18 protein-coding genes are annotated in these 14,029 nt (G+C 56.5%); 7 read left to right on the top strand and 11 right to left on the bottom strand.

Annotated elements, in window-relative coordinates:
• Window positions 1-6: 6 nt before the first annotated feature.
• On the top strand, window positions 7-948 hold the full coding sequence (locus HMPREF2779_RS05500) for an AzlC family ABC transporter permease (protein WP_070685446.1): 942 nt from the start codon (window positions 7-9) through the stop codon (window positions 946-948).
• Between the two features lie 238 nt (window positions 949-1,186).
• On the opposite strand, the gene tpx is transcribed toward HMPREF2779_RS05500, so the two are convergent.
• Window positions 1,187-1,687: a thiol peroxidase gene (gene tpx, locus HMPREF2779_RS05495; protein WP_070685449.1), complete on the bottom strand. Its 501-nt coding sequence runs from the start codon at window positions 1,685-1,687 to the stop codon at window positions 1,187-1,189.
• Window positions 1,688-1,819: 132 nt separating this feature from the next.
• Here tpx and HMPREF2779_RS05490 point away from each other — a divergent pair, with 132 nt between their 5' ends.
• The 4 genes from HMPREF2779_RS05490 (at window position 1,820) to HMPREF2779_RS05475 (ending at window position 4,998) form a co-directional block, all read left to right on the top strand.
• Entirely contained in the window at window positions 1,820-2,743 is a 924-nt protein-coding gene (locus HMPREF2779_RS05490; protein ID WP_233992284.1) for a hypothetical protein, read from the top strand.
• Window positions 2,744-2,929: 186 nt separating this feature from the next.
• Entirely contained in the window at window positions 2,930-3,712 is a 783-nt protein-coding gene (locus tag HMPREF2779_RS05485) for an LppP/LprE family lipoprotein (protein ID WP_105361010.1), read from the top strand.
• A 436-nt stretch (window positions 3,713-4,148) separates the two neighbouring features.
• Window positions 4,149-4,541, top strand: coding sequence for a DoxX family protein (locus tag HMPREF2779_RS05480; RefSeq protein ID WP_105361009.1), 393 nt, complete (start codon window positions 4,149-4,151; stop codon window positions 4,539-4,541).
• 199 nt (window positions 4,542-4,740) lie between these two features.
• Window positions 4,741-4,998, top strand: coding sequence for a GlsB/YeaQ/YmgE family stress response membrane protein (locus HMPREF2779_RS05475; RefSeq protein WP_044150247.1), 258 nt, complete (start codon window positions 4,741-4,743; stop codon window positions 4,996-4,998).
• A 149-nt stretch (window positions 4,999-5,147) separates the two neighbouring features.
• Here the strand turns inward: HMPREF2779_RS05475 and HMPREF2779_RS05470 are convergent, their stop codons facing one another.
• From HMPREF2779_RS05470 to HMPREF2779_RS05435, 8 genes are all read right to left on the bottom strand, one after another.
• Entirely contained in the window at window positions 5,148-5,516 is a 369-nt protein-coding gene (locus HMPREF2779_RS05470; RefSeq protein ID WP_070642857.1) for a zinc ribbon domain-containing protein YjdM, read from the bottom strand.
• A 334-nt stretch (window positions 5,517-5,850) separates the two neighbouring features.
• Window positions 5,851-6,207 (bottom strand): transcriptional regulator, encoded by a 357-nt coding sequence (locus HMPREF2779_RS05465; protein ID WP_070685458.1) that lies wholly within the window; start codon window positions 6,205-6,207, stop codon window positions 5,851-5,853.
• Window positions 6,197-6,748 carry an Asp23/Gls24 family envelope stress response protein gene (locus tag HMPREF2779_RS05460; protein ID WP_070685461.1) on the bottom strand — a complete coding sequence of 184 codons (552 nt, stop codon included), beginning with the start codon at window positions 6,746-6,748 and terminating at the stop codon, window positions 6,197-6,199. The genes HMPREF2779_RS05465 and HMPREF2779_RS05460 overlap by 11 nt, the downstream gene beginning before the upstream one ends.
• Window positions 6,745-7,401 carry an RNA polymerase sigma factor gene (locus HMPREF2779_RS05455; protein WP_233992283.1) on the bottom strand — a complete coding sequence of 219 codons (657 nt, stop codon included), beginning with the start codon at window positions 7,399-7,401 and terminating at the stop codon, window positions 6,745-6,747. Before HMPREF2779_RS05455 ends, HMPREF2779_RS05460 begins: the two co-directional genes overlap by 4 nt.
• Complete coding sequence (locus tag HMPREF2779_RS09190; RefSeq protein ID WP_233992282.1) at window positions 7,391-7,726, bottom strand: hypothetical protein; 336 nt, start codon at window positions 7,724-7,726, stop codon at window positions 7,391-7,393. The genes HMPREF2779_RS05455 and HMPREF2779_RS09190 overlap by 11 nt, the downstream gene beginning before the upstream one ends.
• Before the next feature lie 331 nt (window positions 7,727-8,057).
• On the bottom strand, window positions 8,058-8,606 hold the full coding sequence (locus tag HMPREF2779_RS05445; RefSeq protein ID WP_105361008.1) for a DUF6286 domain-containing protein: 549 nt from the start codon (window positions 8,604-8,606) through the stop codon (window positions 8,058-8,060).
• Window positions 8,603-9,019 (bottom strand): Asp23/Gls24 family envelope stress response protein, encoded by a 417-nt coding sequence (locus HMPREF2779_RS05440; RefSeq protein WP_070685473.1) that lies wholly within the window; start codon window positions 9,017-9,019, stop codon window positions 8,603-8,605. The genes HMPREF2779_RS05445 and HMPREF2779_RS05440 overlap by 4 nt, the downstream gene beginning before the upstream one ends.
• 212 nt (window positions 9,020-9,231) lie before the next feature.
• On the bottom strand, window positions 9,232-9,711 hold the full coding sequence (locus HMPREF2779_RS05435; protein ID WP_105361007.1) for an Asp23/Gls24 family envelope stress response protein: 480 nt from the start codon (window positions 9,709-9,711) through the stop codon (window positions 9,232-9,234).
• A gap of 866 nt (window positions 9,712-10,577) precedes the next feature.
• Here HMPREF2779_RS05435 and HMPREF2779_RS05430 point away from each other — a divergent pair.
• The gene (locus HMPREF2779_RS05430; protein WP_005505155.1) at window positions 10,578-10,790 is read left to right on the top strand and encodes a TOBE domain-containing protein; all 213 of its coding nucleotides are present in this window, start codon (window positions 10,578-10,580) and stop codon (window positions 10,788-10,790) included.
• A gap of 115 nt (window positions 10,791-10,905) precedes the next feature.
• On the opposite strand, the gene ychF is transcribed toward HMPREF2779_RS05430, so the two are convergent.
• Window positions 10,906-11,991 carry a redox-regulated ATPase YchF gene (gene ychF / locus HMPREF2779_RS05425; protein WP_070685479.1) on the bottom strand — a complete coding sequence of 362 codons (1,086 nt, stop codon included), beginning with the start codon at window positions 11,989-11,991 and terminating at the stop codon, window positions 10,906-10,908.
• Window positions 11,992-12,367: 376 nt separating this feature from the next.
• Here ychF and HMPREF2779_RS05420 point away from each other — a divergent pair, with 376 nt between their 5' ends.
• The gene (locus tag HMPREF2779_RS05420; protein WP_070685482.1) at window positions 12,368-13,153 is read left to right on the top strand and encodes a trypsin-like serine protease; all 786 of its coding nucleotides are present in this window, start codon (window positions 12,368-12,370) and stop codon (window positions 13,151-13,153) included.
• A gap of 132 nt (window positions 13,154-13,285) precedes the next feature.
• Here the strand turns inward: HMPREF2779_RS05420 and HMPREF2779_RS05415 are convergent, their stop codons facing one another.
• Window positions 13,286-13,918 (bottom strand): response regulator transcription factor, encoded by a 633-nt coding sequence (locus HMPREF2779_RS05415; RefSeq protein WP_070685485.1) that lies wholly within the window; start codon window positions 13,916-13,918, stop codon window positions 13,286-13,288.
• Window positions 13,919-14,029: the final 111 nt, after the last annotated feature.

Raw genomic sequence — 14,029 nt, 5'->3', positions numbered from 1 at the left:
GATACAATGAGCATCTCTAAGAAGTCTGTTTCTTCCCCCGCCGTTTCTTCTCAGCCCGAGCCTCATCAGGCGAGCCAGCAGCAGGTTGAGCATGTTATTGCCTCCGCCCTTCCGCTAACCGGCATGATTCCCGTGGTGGAGGCGCCAACCTCCCCCGATGCACAGGAGCCTCAGCAGCCGCGCGAGAGTGGCTTCGCCGAGGCGATTCGCGTTGCCGGCGTGATCATACTGGGCCTGTTCTTTGTCGGCATTGGTCTGGGCGTGCTGGTGCACAGTTACGGTCTGCCGTTCTGGGTGGCTCCCCTGCTGCCGCTCCTGGTGTTTGCCGGTTCCGTAGAGTTCGTGCTGATCGACATGATCTCGAATCATGCCTCGCTGCTCTCTATTGCGGTGATGACTCTGCTCATTAACTCACGCCACCTCATGTACGGTCTGTCCTACCCGATTGAGCGTGTGCGTGGCGGCTTGGCGAAGTTCTACACCGTGTACACCCTCATCGATGAGGCATACGCGCTGAACACCGGACCGGACCGCCATAAGCTTCGTGCCTCCCGCATCCTGTTGATTCACGCGGGTCTGCACCTGAGCGTCCTAGCGAGCGCTACGCTCGGCTACGTGCTGGGTGCAAGTTTCTTGAGTGAGCTCAAGGGCGTGGATTTTGTGATGACTGCGCTTTTTGCGGTGCTCGCTATCGATGCCTATCAGAGTTCAAAAGACCATACCACTGCGGCTATCGCAGGTGTGTCTGCGGCGGTTGGTTTGTTGGTGGCGCCGCAGTCAATGCTGCTGATTTCGATGGTGGTGTACATTCTGCTGCTGGTGTCGCGTTTTGTGGTGGCTAAGCGCCGCGGCACCCTGCCGGAGCATATGCTGGTCGCGGATGAGGACCCCGCCGAAACTGCCGAAGCCGCCGACACTCCCGCTCATCCCGGCGACTCTGCACACTAAGTCTGAATCCCGCGCTAAGTCTAAATCGCGCACTAAGTCTGGATATAGTAAAGCGCCCCGCCCACCCGAAATACCGGGTGGGCGGGGCGTTATGCTGTCGCCAGCCGCATGTGTGGGTGAACCCCAGATCATGCGCTGTAGACGTTCAGTATCTGCTGTGCTGTGTACCGCCAGGTGTCCCTGACGGAAGTACTACGCGGGTGCCGGGCTTGCGTCCGGCTCCCGTACTAAGCTTAGCTTACTTGATAGCTGCCAGGGCTGCTTCGTAGTTGGGCTCGTTGGTGGTTTCGGGAACCAGCTCGGTGTAGACAACCTCACCGTCGGGGTTCACGACAAGCACGGAGCGTGCCAGCAGACCAGCCAGGGGGCCGTCAATCAGCTTCACGCCGAAGTCCTCACCGAAGGAGGAGCGGAAAGCGGAGGAGGTGACGACGTTTTCAATGCCCTCGGCTGCGCAGAAGCGGCCGATTGCGAAGGGCAGGTCGTTGGAGACGCACAGCACGACGGTGTTCTCCAGGCCTGCAGCCTGCTTGTTGAAAGTGCGGACGCTGGTTGCGCAAACACTGGTGTCGACGGAGGGGAAGATGTTCAGCACCAGGTTCTTACCTGCGAAGTCTGCGGAGGAAATCTCGGAGAGATCAGCCGCGAGAACCGAGAATTCGGGCAGCTTTGCGCCGACTGCGGGCAGGTCGCCGTTGGTGTGGATTACGAGTTCGTTCTGTAGAGTTACTTCAGCCATGCCTTCATTGTCCCCCGGATAGGGCGGGTGTGCAAGGGGACACAGGCACTAGCGGGCAGAGTTTCCGCATAGCTGATTTTCTGCGGTGCCGCTTCGCCTCAGCGGCATCTCTACAATGGACAGGTGAGCATTTTGAGGCACGTATCTTCCCGCCTTGCGCCGCTGGCGCATCCCGTGACGAATTTCAGGGCACTCCGTCAGGACCTGCGCCGTCAGCGGGTGGTGGGTCGCGCCCTCGTTGATCCGCAGAATACGTACCGTCCGAGTGTGCGCGCTGAGCTGCGCCGCATGTTCACGCGCCCCCTCCCGGTGGAAACGCAGACGCTCATGTGTAACGCCCTGCTGGCGGCAATCTGCTGGTACCTGCTCCCGGACGTCTGGCGTTCGTGGCTGTTTAGCGAGTTTAAGGGCCCGGCTGGTTTTGCGCTGGTGATGGTCGGCTGGATGGTTGCGGACGTCACCTCAACTAACCTGATGGGCCACGATGAGGAGCATGCCTTGCGTGCGTTGCGCAGTAGTGACCCGCACGCCCTGCACCTGTTCGTGCGCACGAAGGCTATTGCAATCGGTCTGATCACGGGTGTTTCTGGCACTCTGCTGACGCTGATTCTGCACAGTCAGGACAAGAACCTGCCCCCCACGCTCATGATGTCCCTGTCGTTCTTTGTGGTGCCGGCTATTGTGGTGTCCCTGGGCTCGATTCTGGGCGTGATGTATCCGTACCGTCTGCGCGGCTGGCAGTTCCGCTGGGCGCACCGCAAGAACCTGCGGATGAGTGCCCGCTGGGTTCTGCTCTGTTTCGGGCCGGGCTGGGTGCTGGGTACGGTGCTGATGTCGCTGATGTTCCCGTCGATTTTCCTGTCGGATGCGCTCGCGCGCCTTCTCAACCCCGGCGTGGATCCGCGCGATGTTGCGTTCCGGCCGCTGCTGTTTTCGCTGATTTTGTGGGCTCAGGGCGCGATTAGTCTGTGGGTTTTTCCGCGGATTACGGCGCGTATTGCGACCGCGAGGCGCGCCTGGCTGGTGCATTATCTGACGGACGATAAGGTCTGCTAGCCGGTTTTTGGTGCTGGGTGTTTGGGCCGGGGGTTTGGGCCGGGCAGATACTCGCCCATGCCACGGTAACGAACGGCACTGACCGTGCGCACCACGTGCCCGCATCTTTTCCCTATACTGGACGAGTTCACTATTCACTTCTTGACCAGCACTGATGCGCGCTGCCGCGCATCTTCAGGAGTATCCATGTCTTCTAATCGCCGCCGTTTCACCGGCCGTACCGCTTTGGCTCTACCCGCGTTGGGCGCCGCTCTAGCTCTTGTTGTCACTTCCTGCTCGGCAAGCACTGATTCTGCTGTTTCGGGTACCGTAGTGTCTTCTTCTGGCAGCGCTTCTGCCTCCGCGAGCGCGACCTCCACTCAAGCACTGTTCCCGACCCCGTCGGCGAGCCCGAGCGCATCCGCGGGCGCTACCCCGAGTGCTTCGTCGCCTGCTCCGGTGCCGTCGGTGGTGACGATTACGGTTCATGCTGAGCCGACCGCATCCGAGTCGAAGTCGGATTCCAGGTCTGAGGCTAAGTCTGAGTCGAAGAAGGACTCCACCTGCGCGTCTGATTCTGCATCGACCGTGGTGTCTAAGGCTCTGCGCGAGTTGAAGAATAAGAGCAAGTGGGATCAGTGGACGAACGTTTCAGAAGACTACGAGGGTTATGATTCCTGTGCTGAGCTGTCCTGGATTGACGCTATTCCGGGAAGCTCTCATAAGGAATGTTGCATCTCCTCGATGGTGCATCACATTCTGCTGTTCCACCGCGGCAAGTTCATTGGTACCGCAACCTATGAGCCGTACTCGTTCTCTCCGGTGATTACCCGCACCTCGGACAGCTCGATTCGTGTGACCTACCGTTACATGAAGGAAGACGAAGCTCCCGCTAGCGCGAGTGGTAGCACGACTGCTGAGTTCACTTGGAACCCGGCAAAGAACCAAGTCGATATGGAAGGTACCCCGCCTCCGAGCTATAACTCTTAGGCTACGTGCTTGGGGCGCACAAACTGGGCGTACGAGAAACCCGCCGTCTCGCATATGGTGCATATGTGAGACGGCGGGTTTTCGTTGCTTAAGGATATGTAGAGTGCCCGAGGGCTAGCTATTTAGGCAACGAACTTCTTGTAACCGAAGTATGCGGCGCCTGCCAGGATAGCGATGCACAGGATCTTCTTCACGGTATAACTCCTTTGATTGTTCCGGTAGGCACCCGGTGTTTTACTCCGTCTGCGACTCACCTAAAGATGAGGGCAGGCGGAGCGTCATCCGCACGTGGTGCCGTTGCTCCCTATCTTACCTGCTTTTGAACAACGTTTTTCTGTTTGACGTGCCTAGTCCGCATTTTAGACAGTCAAACACGCAGCGGTTCAGCGCATCGTTGAGGCGGGGAATAAGCCCCTGACGGGCGCATAATGGGAGCATGAGTATTTTTAAGAAGAAAGAGTACAGCGCTGAGCGCTCGGCTACTCGTATGGCTCGTGCCCTCGCTGTGATGGGTGCGTTGCACTTCATCATCACGGATTCCTTCGACTCGATTGTGCCGAAGTACCTGCCGGGTCCTGCCCACGCGTACACTCACGGTTCGGGTGTAGCTGAGCTGGGCACCGCTGCCCTGCTGGCTAATGATAAGACCCGCCGTGCCGGTGGTCTGCTGGCGGCTCTGCTGTTTGTTGCGGTATTCCCCGCGAACATTCAGATGGCTCTGGATGCGCGTAACCAGTCCACTCAGCGTAAGGCTATTGCGTACGGTCGCCTGCCCCTGCAACTGCCGCTGATTTGTAGCGCTCTGAAGATTTGGCGTAAGTCGAAGTAGTCAATACATTCACCATTCGATACATTCGACACTCATCTCATTGATGAGAAAAGCACCTTAGTGTTTTAGAGATAAAACACTAAGGTGCTTTTAGCTTAATAAAAGCTCTTATAAGCTCTTCTTACATCATATTTACGTATAATTGAAAACAACATACTATCTGCCACAGTGGCAGATATATAAACCCAAGGAGATTACAATGGGTACTTTTATTGGCACCATTATTACCGGCGCAATTATTGGTGCACTTGCACGCTTCTTTATGCGAGGCCGCCAGAACATTTCGATTCTTTGGACCATTATCTGCGGTGCTGTCGGCGCAGCTATCGGTACCTGGGCAGCGACCCAGCTGGGTGTTGCAGACACTAGCGGCATTGACTGGATCCGCTGGATTATCTCAATTATTGCTGCAATGCTGACCATTTCCCTGTACATGGGCTTGACCGGTAAAAAGTAAAGAGATATTTGCCAATTTCTTTTAAAACCTAAGCAATTTTATAAAGCATAAGGCGGCACCTCCCCTAGCGTGAGCTAGTGCGGGAGGTGCCGCCTTTTCTGCGCCTCGCAGGAGGCGTTTTATGTCTTCTTGGCTTATATCGCCTTGGGTTATGCCTTCTTGACGACGGAGGACTTCAGGTACATCTGGCCTGCGCCGGGGACCTTCGCCTCAATGTCGTGGCCGTTGACGGGGGATTCGAGCAGGCGGATGCCGCGCACCTTGGTGCCTGCCTTGATGTCTGCGCCACCCTTGACCTTCAGGCCCTTGACGATGGTGACGGAGTCGCCGTCGACGAGCTCGTTACCGACGGAGTCGAGAACCTTGGTGCCTGCTTCTTCTTCGGTTTCGCCTGCTGCGGTGCGTTCCCATTCGTGGCCACACATGGGGCATGCCCAGAGTTCGCCCATTTCGTAGGTGTAGTTTTCGCTGCATTCGGGGCAGGCGGGTGCTTCGATTTCGTTGAGGTTTTCGCTCATGGTTCCTTCTTCGATCTGTGCGGATGCGCCGCTCCTCTGTTTCCGCGGTGTTACTGCGGTGGTGCTGCAGCGTGTGGGTGCGCGTCAGCGAGGGCGGGGTGCGACGGTGGAGGGTGCGAGGATTCTCGCGTTCGTGCTGACTATACCATTTGGCGGGTGTGAACCGCATGTGTGGGGCTGTTTTTTGCCGGTCTTTTAGGGTGAGTGCGGGGGCGTGCCGGTCGATAAGGCTTATACCCGGGCGGCTGCCTTGTGTGGCGCGCGAGGGTTAATAGGGCGGAGCCCCGCACTGTACACACAGTGCGGGGCTCCGTTGCTTTCTGAGGTAGACCCCCTACAGGAGGGACTGGACCCTCACCCTAACCTGCGGGGTATTGTCGTCATCGCTACTGGTTGAGTCTAAGGCTTGAGAGTTTGATTGCTCTTCGTCGTGTTGCTGCGCTTGAGACAGCGAACGAATGACAGTCTCTTGGATATCTCGTACGATATCTTTGACCGGCCTGGATTCGTCAATGCCGACCTCAATAGTAGCTTGGCGCGAGCCTGATTCAACGATTACACCAAATCGGGCCTGCGGCATGCGGCTACCAATTACTTTCAGGGTGCTACCCAGTCCAGGTTCGATTCCTCGTACTCCGGGAATGGCTGTGACCAGCCGAAGTAGCTCGGCGGCAGAGAAGTTAGTCGTCATGATGAATATCCTCGATATGTACATTGACTGTCGGGGAGACTCCCAGGTTCTTATCGCAGGCTTCGCGGACGGCTTCGCGGACTTGCTGGGCCAGTTGCGGTAGGCTTTCAACGGCACCGTGAGCCGAGATTCGGCAGGATACAACCTCCGGAACCCCCAGACCGCGATGCTCTTCGCTTGACGGTGCGTGCTCAAAAGAAGAACGCAAGGAACGTGCACCGGGTACTGAGTCTACAGCGCGGCGAATAAGCGCCCTCAGCGAAAACTCAGACATGCTGTAGGGACCCAAATCCGTATCGGGCATTTCCACCTGAGCACCGTGACGAGTCTCAGCGATAATAGCGTCCATTATGGAACGGGGCCGCGGCATAACCGAGGTACTTCCCATAGCCTCTAGCCGGTCCCATTCCTTGTGGATGGAGGCGATAAGACTCAGATATTCCTGGGTGTCCGCGTCGTCCTGCTCGTGCGAGCGCAAGAGTGATTTTGCCGACGCTGCTGAGTGCCGGACCTTATTTGAGAGGTTTTTGGCGTTACTCAAGCCCACTCCTTCATCAGGCGTATGACGAGAGAACGGGCTCGTGCCAGCCTCCCACGGACGGTCGAAACTGTCAGGTTCAGTGTCTTGGCAATCTCTTCGTATGACATCTCATCGATTTCTCGAAGAATCCATACTATACGCAGTTCAGGTTCCACGGACGCCAAAAGATTGGCAAGGGCCTGAATCTGCGCATTAACTTCACTGGAATCAGCCGGGTCAGCGGTACTGCTCGACATCATCTCAGCCGCAGCGCTCACACCTTCGAGCCCTTCTGCATCATAAGGATCCGTGGCACGACGCTGACGCTTACGCACCATACTAGTAGCTTTATTAGTGCAAATCTGCATAATCCAGCCACGAAAAGCTGCCGGTTCCCGAACTAGGTGAAGGCTACGCCAAGCCTGGACGAGGGTATCCTGAACGATATCCTCACTGTCCTGACGGTTCCGAACAATCATATATGCAGAGCGAAAAAGACGCCCTTGATAACGCTCAACAAGCTTCTCAAAGGCGTCAATGTCTCCGTCCTGAGCACGCAGGACAAGGTATCGGTCCTCGTCCTGCGTTGCTTCAGACAGAGCGCTCAGCTGCGCGGTGGGGTACTGATGGGTTTGAGGTTCCGGCGCCATCTCGCTCTGAGGGTTATGCGCCAATGCTCTCTCCCGTGATTTCGGGTGCATGATGGCCAGTTACAGATTCGGAGACATTACGCGACTTCGATGAACGCTCCAGCCGTACTAGAACGTCAATCTGCTTGGGGCTCGCGCCGAAAGATACTGCCACATCATTATTAAGTCGGTTCTTGAGTTCAGCAATAGCCCACTCAACCTCACACCCCTGAGAGACAGTAGCCTCTGCCTGAACCCACAGGCTCTTCGGGGAGCCAGTAGCCCAGACAGCGCACTTTTCCACACCGGGGACTTCCTGAGCACGCTCAGACAGAGCCTGCGCCAGAACCTCAGGTGCCAAAGTAGCCATTAGCACACCCTCAGAACCACTAAACTTCAAAGGGGATGCAACAGCTTTACGGGGAACCTGTGCAACCAGCATGAACAAGCCGGCAAGGATAATAAGTACTGATACCAGTGCTACTACAGGCAGGAACCACGGTGTGTGCACCATGGGTCCGATAAAGCTAGCTACCGGGTCCTGTGCAGAGGCCAGGAAAGGTGCAATTTCCGGCCAAACCTGACCAGCATTAAAACCTGAGGCTAAAAGCCAAACGGACGCTACTACAAGGAGAAACCCAAAGGTAGCCAGAACAGTTCTGTTCAAAACACCAGAAACTGAACGCATATTCGTATCTCCTTTAGCTAATATGCTTAATCCGCACGCGACTACGTGCAATACCCACGGGTGCGAGCATCTTTAGAACTTCGTCGGTCTTCTTCCGTGCAGCTTCACGCACGGGGTCGAGGTCGTCCAAGACGCTATGGACAACAACGTCTACGCGGGAGCCGTTAGCGGTAACGATAGCGGAGTGGACGCCGTCAATCTGCTCAACCTGGGTCTGAATGAGGTTAGCCAAGTCTCGGCACTTTGCGACAGTCTGACCGGGAATATCGTCGGGGAAAATTTCCACACGATCCGGAGCTCCCGGCCACACAGCGCCAATGATCATAGTCAGACCGCACACCGCCAGGATGATGGCGAAGATGGTAGCCGTGACGGAGCCAAGAGTGGTAGAACCAATAGCGGTGAGGGTACCCACCATAGACTCGGGCCAGGCACCGTTCACCATTCGGTGAACCGCAAGCCAAACCACCAGTCCCCCCAGTGCGAGCAAAACCAGAGCCAACAGGATGCTAGGGATACTTCGCGAGGGACGACGAATTAGTTTCGGAACAGGTGTACTCATTTAAGGCTCTTCCTAACGTGGCTGCTCGGATTGAGCCAGGATATCTCGATGTTAATCTTGCCCACGCTAAGCCCCGTGAGGTACTCAACGCGGTTACGCACGTGTGCGCGCAGATTTTCGATGATGGGGGACAAAGGTGCTGGGAAGACCAGTCCGATGTCCAGGTGCAGGACTGCTACCTGGCCGTAGAGTTCACACTGGGCTTCAGGGCGCGAGTCGAAGTTGTGGCGGGTACCAATTCCCAGTACACCTCCAGCATTTGAGCCAACGTTGGCACTTTCGTTTGCAGCCTCAGCTGCAATCTTTGCAACGAGTCGCGCGGGGATGGTTGTGGTGCCGCGGTGCTCCCAGGAAGAACGTTCTTCCTGGGAAGCACTTAGCTGCGTGTTTGCACGCTGGTTCGCGGTCACCATCGTCACTTCTTTCGCCCGGCCAGGAGGCTTCGGACATCGACCCGGCCCTCCAGGCAGAGGCCTACGGCCCATCCGGCAAAGCCACACAGGGCTACCAGAGCGAACGTTCCGAAAGAACCGAAGGCAAGAACGGCTCCAAGGAACAGGCCCACCAGGAGGGCCAGGTGCGTTGTCTTCATAAGAACTCCTTAGATTAAGGCGTTGGATGCGGGTTACTTGAGGTCGGTGTCCTCGGACTTGTCAGAGTCGTCCTCGGGCAGGTGAACGTCGGTAACGTTGATGTTGACCTCAACAACCTCAAGACCGGTAGTGCCCTCAATCTGCTCGATAACGTTGCGACGAATTGCGTCGGCAACCTCGACGATGGAGACACCGTACTCGACGACTACGGTAACCTCGACAGCTGCCTGGGTCTCACCCTTCTGGATGCTAATGCCGCCAGCAACGTTGGTCTGAGCGTTGGGGATACGGTCGGTCACTGCGTTGAACGCACGGCGGACAGCGTTGCCCATGTCGTAGACGCCGGGGATTTCACGAGCTGCCATGCCAGCAATCTTTGCGACGACGCTCTCATCAATGGTGGTAACACCGTGCTCGGTCTGGAGGGGGCCGCTGGGTTCCTTGGTCTCTTCAGCCTTGTTCTCGTTGTGCTCGCGCTGCTTTGCGGTCTGGGGGATAGCGTTGTTGCTCATTTGGAGCCTCTTTCGTAAAAATCCGAGATGGTTAATAACGGTTATGCACGATGCAGTAAGCAATGTAGCCAAGGTGCCCTCGGTGGCATCCACGATCAGCTTTCTTCATTAACTGATCTGACTGGTTGTGCAAACTGTCATCTTCGCCGTGCTAATAGTTAGACGCCACCAACTGCGGTTTCGTCATAACTTTATTTTATGCAGTGCATCACTTAGTTCAAAAAAGGTCTTCTTGTGCGCGTAACAATCCATCACAAACATATAGATAGGTAGCGCACCATTGCCGTATATCCCGCCAGATAAGAGTCACCGCAACACCACAGACGACCACTTCGGAAGACGGCTTTCCGTCTTGTCCTCCTATAGATTCAGGCAAGAAGGTATCCCCGTCAGATCTGCAGAAGAAGCCAACAAGTATAAAGTGGAGCCTCGCACTGTACCTTCACAGTGCGGTGCTCCACTGTATCTGAGGTTTCTATACCGGGTTGGAGCATTCACCCTAGAACTTATCCCAGCTGGTCAGCTCCGAACGCGCCGGAACGGGCTCCTTGTTATCCCAACGTTCCGCGATCTTCTTCCAGGCGGATGGTCATGGACCCCTCCATAGATCTGGGTGGTTTGTTGTCTCCTTATATATGTCTAACGTGCCCGAGGTGGGGTTTTATTCCGGGTTCGTCAGGGTGATTTACGTATTTTTGAGTCTATATTTTTAGGTCTTCTAGGGGCGTGGATGGAGCCGAAAATAAAATTTGCCTGGTTCGTGCGTAATATTTACGAAAATTCGGGTTTTTGCTCATTATGCAGAAGATAAGGCGTGTAAAGTATCTAGAGCATTTGTACGTTTATTGAGTGAAAGGCACGGCTTCATGAAGCTTTCTGCACGTAACCAGTTCGCTGGCAAGGTTGTTGAGATTACTGAGGGTGCAACCAACGGCATCGTTAAGATTGAGATCGCTCCGGAGGTTGTTATCTCCGCTTCGATTACCAACGAGTCCATTAAGGAACTGGGCCTGAAGGTTGGCGAGACTGCTTACGCAGTGATTAAGGCTTCCAACGTTATGGTTGGTGCTGACCACTAATCCCGGTCGATAAGGCTCATACCCGGGCGGCTGCCTTGTGTGGCGCGCGAGGGTTAATAGGGCGGAGCCCCGCACTGTACACACAGTGCGGGGCTCCGCTTGTATGTTTTATCGCTTAGACGTTGAAGCGGAACTCCACCACGTCGCCGTCCTGCATGATGTAGTCCTTGCCCTCCATACGGACCTTACCGCGAGCCTTCGCCTCCGCCATGGAGCCAGCCTCATCCAGGTCCTTGAACGACACAACCTCAGCCTTAATGAAGCCACGCTCAAAGTCAGAGTGAATCACGCCAGCAGCCTGCGGCGCAGTATCACCCTTGTAAATAGTCCAAGCGCGAGCCTCCTTCGGGCCAGCAGTCAGGTAAGTCTGCAAACCCAGGGTCGAGAAGCCCACGCGAGCCAGCTGGTCCAGGCCGGACTCATCCTGACCGTTCATCTCCAGCATCTCGCGAGCCTCCTCCTCAGACAGCTCCACCAGATCAGCCTCCAGCTTCGCATCCAAGAACACAGCCTCAGCCGGCGCCACCATGTCACGTAGCTCCTGCTGCCTCTCCTCAGAGGCCAGAATGCCCTCATCCGCGTTGAACACGTAAATGAACGGCTTAGCAGTCAGCAGGTTCAGCTCCTTCAAATGAGCCAGCTCCAGCTTCGCGTCCTTCGCACGAGAGATGATGGTGTCACCATCCTCCAGAATCTTCTGCGCAGCCTTGTAAGTCTCCAGCTGAGCGGCGTCGCCCTTCTTGATCTTCACAGCCTTCTCCAGACGCGGAATAGCGTTCTCCAGAGTCTGCAGGTCAGCCAGAATCAGCTCAGTGTTGATGGTCTCCATATCGGAGGCGGGGTCAACCTTGCCGTCTACGTGAATGACGTCCGGGTCATCAAACGCACGCACCACCTGGGCGATAGCGTGCGCCTCACGAATATTCGCGAGGAACTTGTTGCCCAGGCCCTCACCCTCAGAAGCGCCCTTCACAATACCCGCAATATCAACGAACGAAACAGTCGCAGGCAGAATACGCTCCGAACCAAAAATCTCAGCCAGACGGTTCAGACGCGCATCCGGCAGGTTCACCACGCCCACGTTCGGGTCAATGGTCGCGAACGGGTAGTTAGCCGCCAGCACAGTGTTGCCGGTCAGAGCGTTGAACAGGGTGGACTTGCCCACGTTAGGCAGGCCAACAATGCCGATAGTTAGAGCCACAAGTTTTCCTTCGAATCATGTACCCCGCCATACGCACGGATGCGCCGCGTAAGTGATGTGGCGGGTGCGGGCGGGCACAGGGCGAAAATGGTGCCCGCTTCCAAGCGCGGCACCGCAAGTCTCGGGAAGAAACGGGTGCGGGGCGCCTGCGGGCATAGACACTACCATTCTACCGTGTTCGGACAGGAGCCGCCCTGGGTGCTAGAAATAGGGTTACTGGGCTGGACTAAATCATTTGAAATGCAGAGCACTAGAAATTTAGAACCCAGGAATTTCTTCAAGCTTCACTTAATACATAAAGATTAATGTAGAGTATTTACTGCCTGCTGAAAACAAATGGGCACCAATCATACAATATTTTCATCATGGAGAAACAATGACTAGTTTCAAGAAGCTCCTCACCGCCTCCAGCGCGCTCGCTATCGCAGCCGTCGGGCTGAACGCTCCCGCATCCCAGGCAGTCGTACGTGGCAAGAACGCCGATAACCCCGCCGTCGTAAAAATCTGGCTCCAGGGCAAACACGACGGCACCAAGGTCTGCACTGGCACCCACATCGGTAACGGTTGGGTACTTACCGCCGCGCACTGTGGCCTGCACATGCACCACAAGACCCTCCGCGTCGGATGGGGCGATTCCCGAACCGGTGCATACAACCCCGAACGCGGACAAACCAGCGCCGATGCACGAATCTACGGTGTAGAAGGCACTGCCGACCGTGCAGAATACCCGGACGACTACCGCGTTGACATGATGCTCATCCACTCCCCCGAGCTCGAAACCGCGCATGTTCCCGCAATGCCGATTCGTACCAAGGGCACCGCCCAGCAGCTCGTCACCAAGACCTGCACCGCCTACGGTTACGGCGACCAGACCCCTGTACGTCAGAAGCCCCGTAAGGTTGGGGAGCGTCTCAAGTCTGTCTCGGTGCGTATGACCTCCGCAGAGACCGACGGCGCCACGATTGATAGCACCGCTCTGGGCAACCTGCACGGTCGTGGTCTCAACGGCTCCCTGTCTTCCGGTGATTCCGGCGGACCGGTCGTATGTGATGGCGTTCTTTCCGGGGTAATTTCATCCATCGATAACGCAAGTGGTCAGCTTAATTTCGCGTCCCTCGACGCCGAAGAAGCAGCTTGGATTAAGAACACCGCCAATATCTAAAAGCGGTACCTAGATGCTCCCTCGTTTTGAGGCTCGTTTCAACAAGAAGTGTTCGTGCACTCTACACAGTGCACGAGCACTTCTTTATTTCAAAGCATCTCTGAAATTCTCGGAACGGACCAGAAAATCGAGCTAGAGCCAGCCGTTCTCCGTAGCGATACGCACCGCGTCCTGACGCGTCGATGCACCCGTCTTCGCCATCGCCGCCGACAAATAATTACGCACCGTACCCGCCGACAAAAACAACGCTGCGGCAATCTGCTGAGCCGTACTACCCGACGCCGCCTCACGCAGCACCTGCGCCTCACGCTCCGTCAACGGAGAAGCACCCGTCACCAAAGAATCCGCCGCCAACGACGGATCAACCACACGCAACCCCGCATGCACACGACGAATCGCCTCCGCCAACTGGCGAGCACCCGTATCCTTCACCACGAACCCACTCGCACCAGCCTCCAGGGCACGGCGCACATAGCCCGGGCGACCAAAAGTCGTCACAATCAGCGTACGCACCGGCTCACCCGACTCACTCAACGCACCCGCATCACGCAGCGCCGCAGCCGCCTCAATACCATCAGCCAGCAAAGTACCGGGCATCTGCACATCCAGCAGCACCACGTCCGGCTTCAACAGGGCGACAGCGCCCAACACCTCATCACCACTACCGACCTGACCCACAATCTGCAGGTCAACCTCCAGGCCCAGCAGGGCGGCAAGAGCCTCACGGATGAGCTGCTGATCGTCAGCGAGCAGAACACGAATCATGGGAGCCTCCCAGGGGTGAAGACGGGGTGATAACGGCGGGCGGAACAACCGCGTGAGGTTGTCTACCACCACCATACAGGGGCGGGTGGCTCTCCCGTCCAGGGCACGGCG

Source organism: Rothia sp. HMSC069C03, from assembly GCF_001811075.1.
GTDB lineage: Bacteria > Actinomycetota > Actinomycetes > Actinomycetales > Micrococcaceae > Rothia > Rothia mucilaginosa.
Note: the sequence above shows the minus strand (reverse complement) of the source record. Positions and strands in the feature narration are given on the sequence as shown.

Excerpts from the sequence above, each read along its gene's own strand:
- HMPREF2779_RS05470 (WP_070642857.1), bottom strand. The coding sequence starts at position 5,516 with ATGAGCGAAAACCTCAACGAAATCGAAGCACCCGCCTGCCCCGAATGC.
- HMPREF2779_RS05420 (WP_070685482.1), top strand. The coding sequence starts at position 12,368 with ATGACTAGTTTCAAGAAGCTCCTCACCGCCTCCAGCGCGCTCGCTATC.
- HMPREF2779_RS05475 (WP_044150247.1), top strand. The coding sequence starts at position 4,741 with ATGGGTACTTTTATTGGCACCATTATTACCGGCGCAATTATTGGTGCA.
- HMPREF2779_RS09190 (WP_233992282.1), bottom strand. The coding sequence starts at position 7,726 with ATGGCTACTTTGGCACCTGAGGTTCTGGCGCAGGCTCTGTCTGAGCGT.
- HMPREF2779_RS05445 (WP_105361008.1), bottom strand. The coding sequence starts at position 8,606 with ATGAGTACACCTGTTCCGAAACTAATTCGTCGTCCCTCGCGAAGTATC.
- HMPREF2779_RS05500 (WP_070685446.1), top strand. The coding sequence starts at position 7 with ATGAGCATCTCTAAGAAGTCTGTTTCTTCCCCCGCCGTTTCTTCTCAG.
- HMPREF2779_RS05465 (WP_070685458.1), bottom strand. The coding sequence starts at position 6,207 with ATGACGACTAACTTCTCTGCCGCCGAGCTACTTCGGCTGGTCACAGCC.
- tpx (WP_070685449.1), bottom strand. The coding sequence starts at position 1,687 with ATGGCTGAAGTAACTCTACAGAACGAACTCGTAATCCACACCAACGGC.
- HMPREF2779_RS05415 (WP_070685485.1), bottom strand. The coding sequence starts at position 13,918 with ATGATTCGTGTTCTGCTCGCTGACGATCAGCAGCTCATCCGTGAGGCT.
- HMPREF2779_RS05485 (WP_105361010.1), top strand. The coding sequence starts at position 2,930 with ATGTCTTCTAATCGCCGCCGTTTCACCGGCCGTACCGCTTTGGCTCTA.
- HMPREF2779_RS05480 (WP_105361009.1), top strand. The coding sequence starts at position 4,149 with ATGAGTATTTTTAAGAAGAAAGAGTACAGCGCTGAGCGCTCGGCTACT.
- HMPREF2779_RS05435 (WP_105361007.1), bottom strand. The coding sequence starts at position 9,711 with ATGAGCAACAACGCTATCCCCCAGACCGCAAAGCAGCGCGAGCACAAC.
- HMPREF2779_RS05440 (WP_070685473.1), bottom strand. The coding sequence starts at position 9,019 with ATGGTGACCGCGAACCAGCGTGCAAACACGCAGCTAAGTGCTTCCCAG.
- HMPREF2779_RS05430 (WP_005505155.1), top strand. The coding sequence starts at position 10,578 with ATGAAGCTTTCTGCACGTAACCAGTTCGCTGGCAAGGTTGTTGAGATT.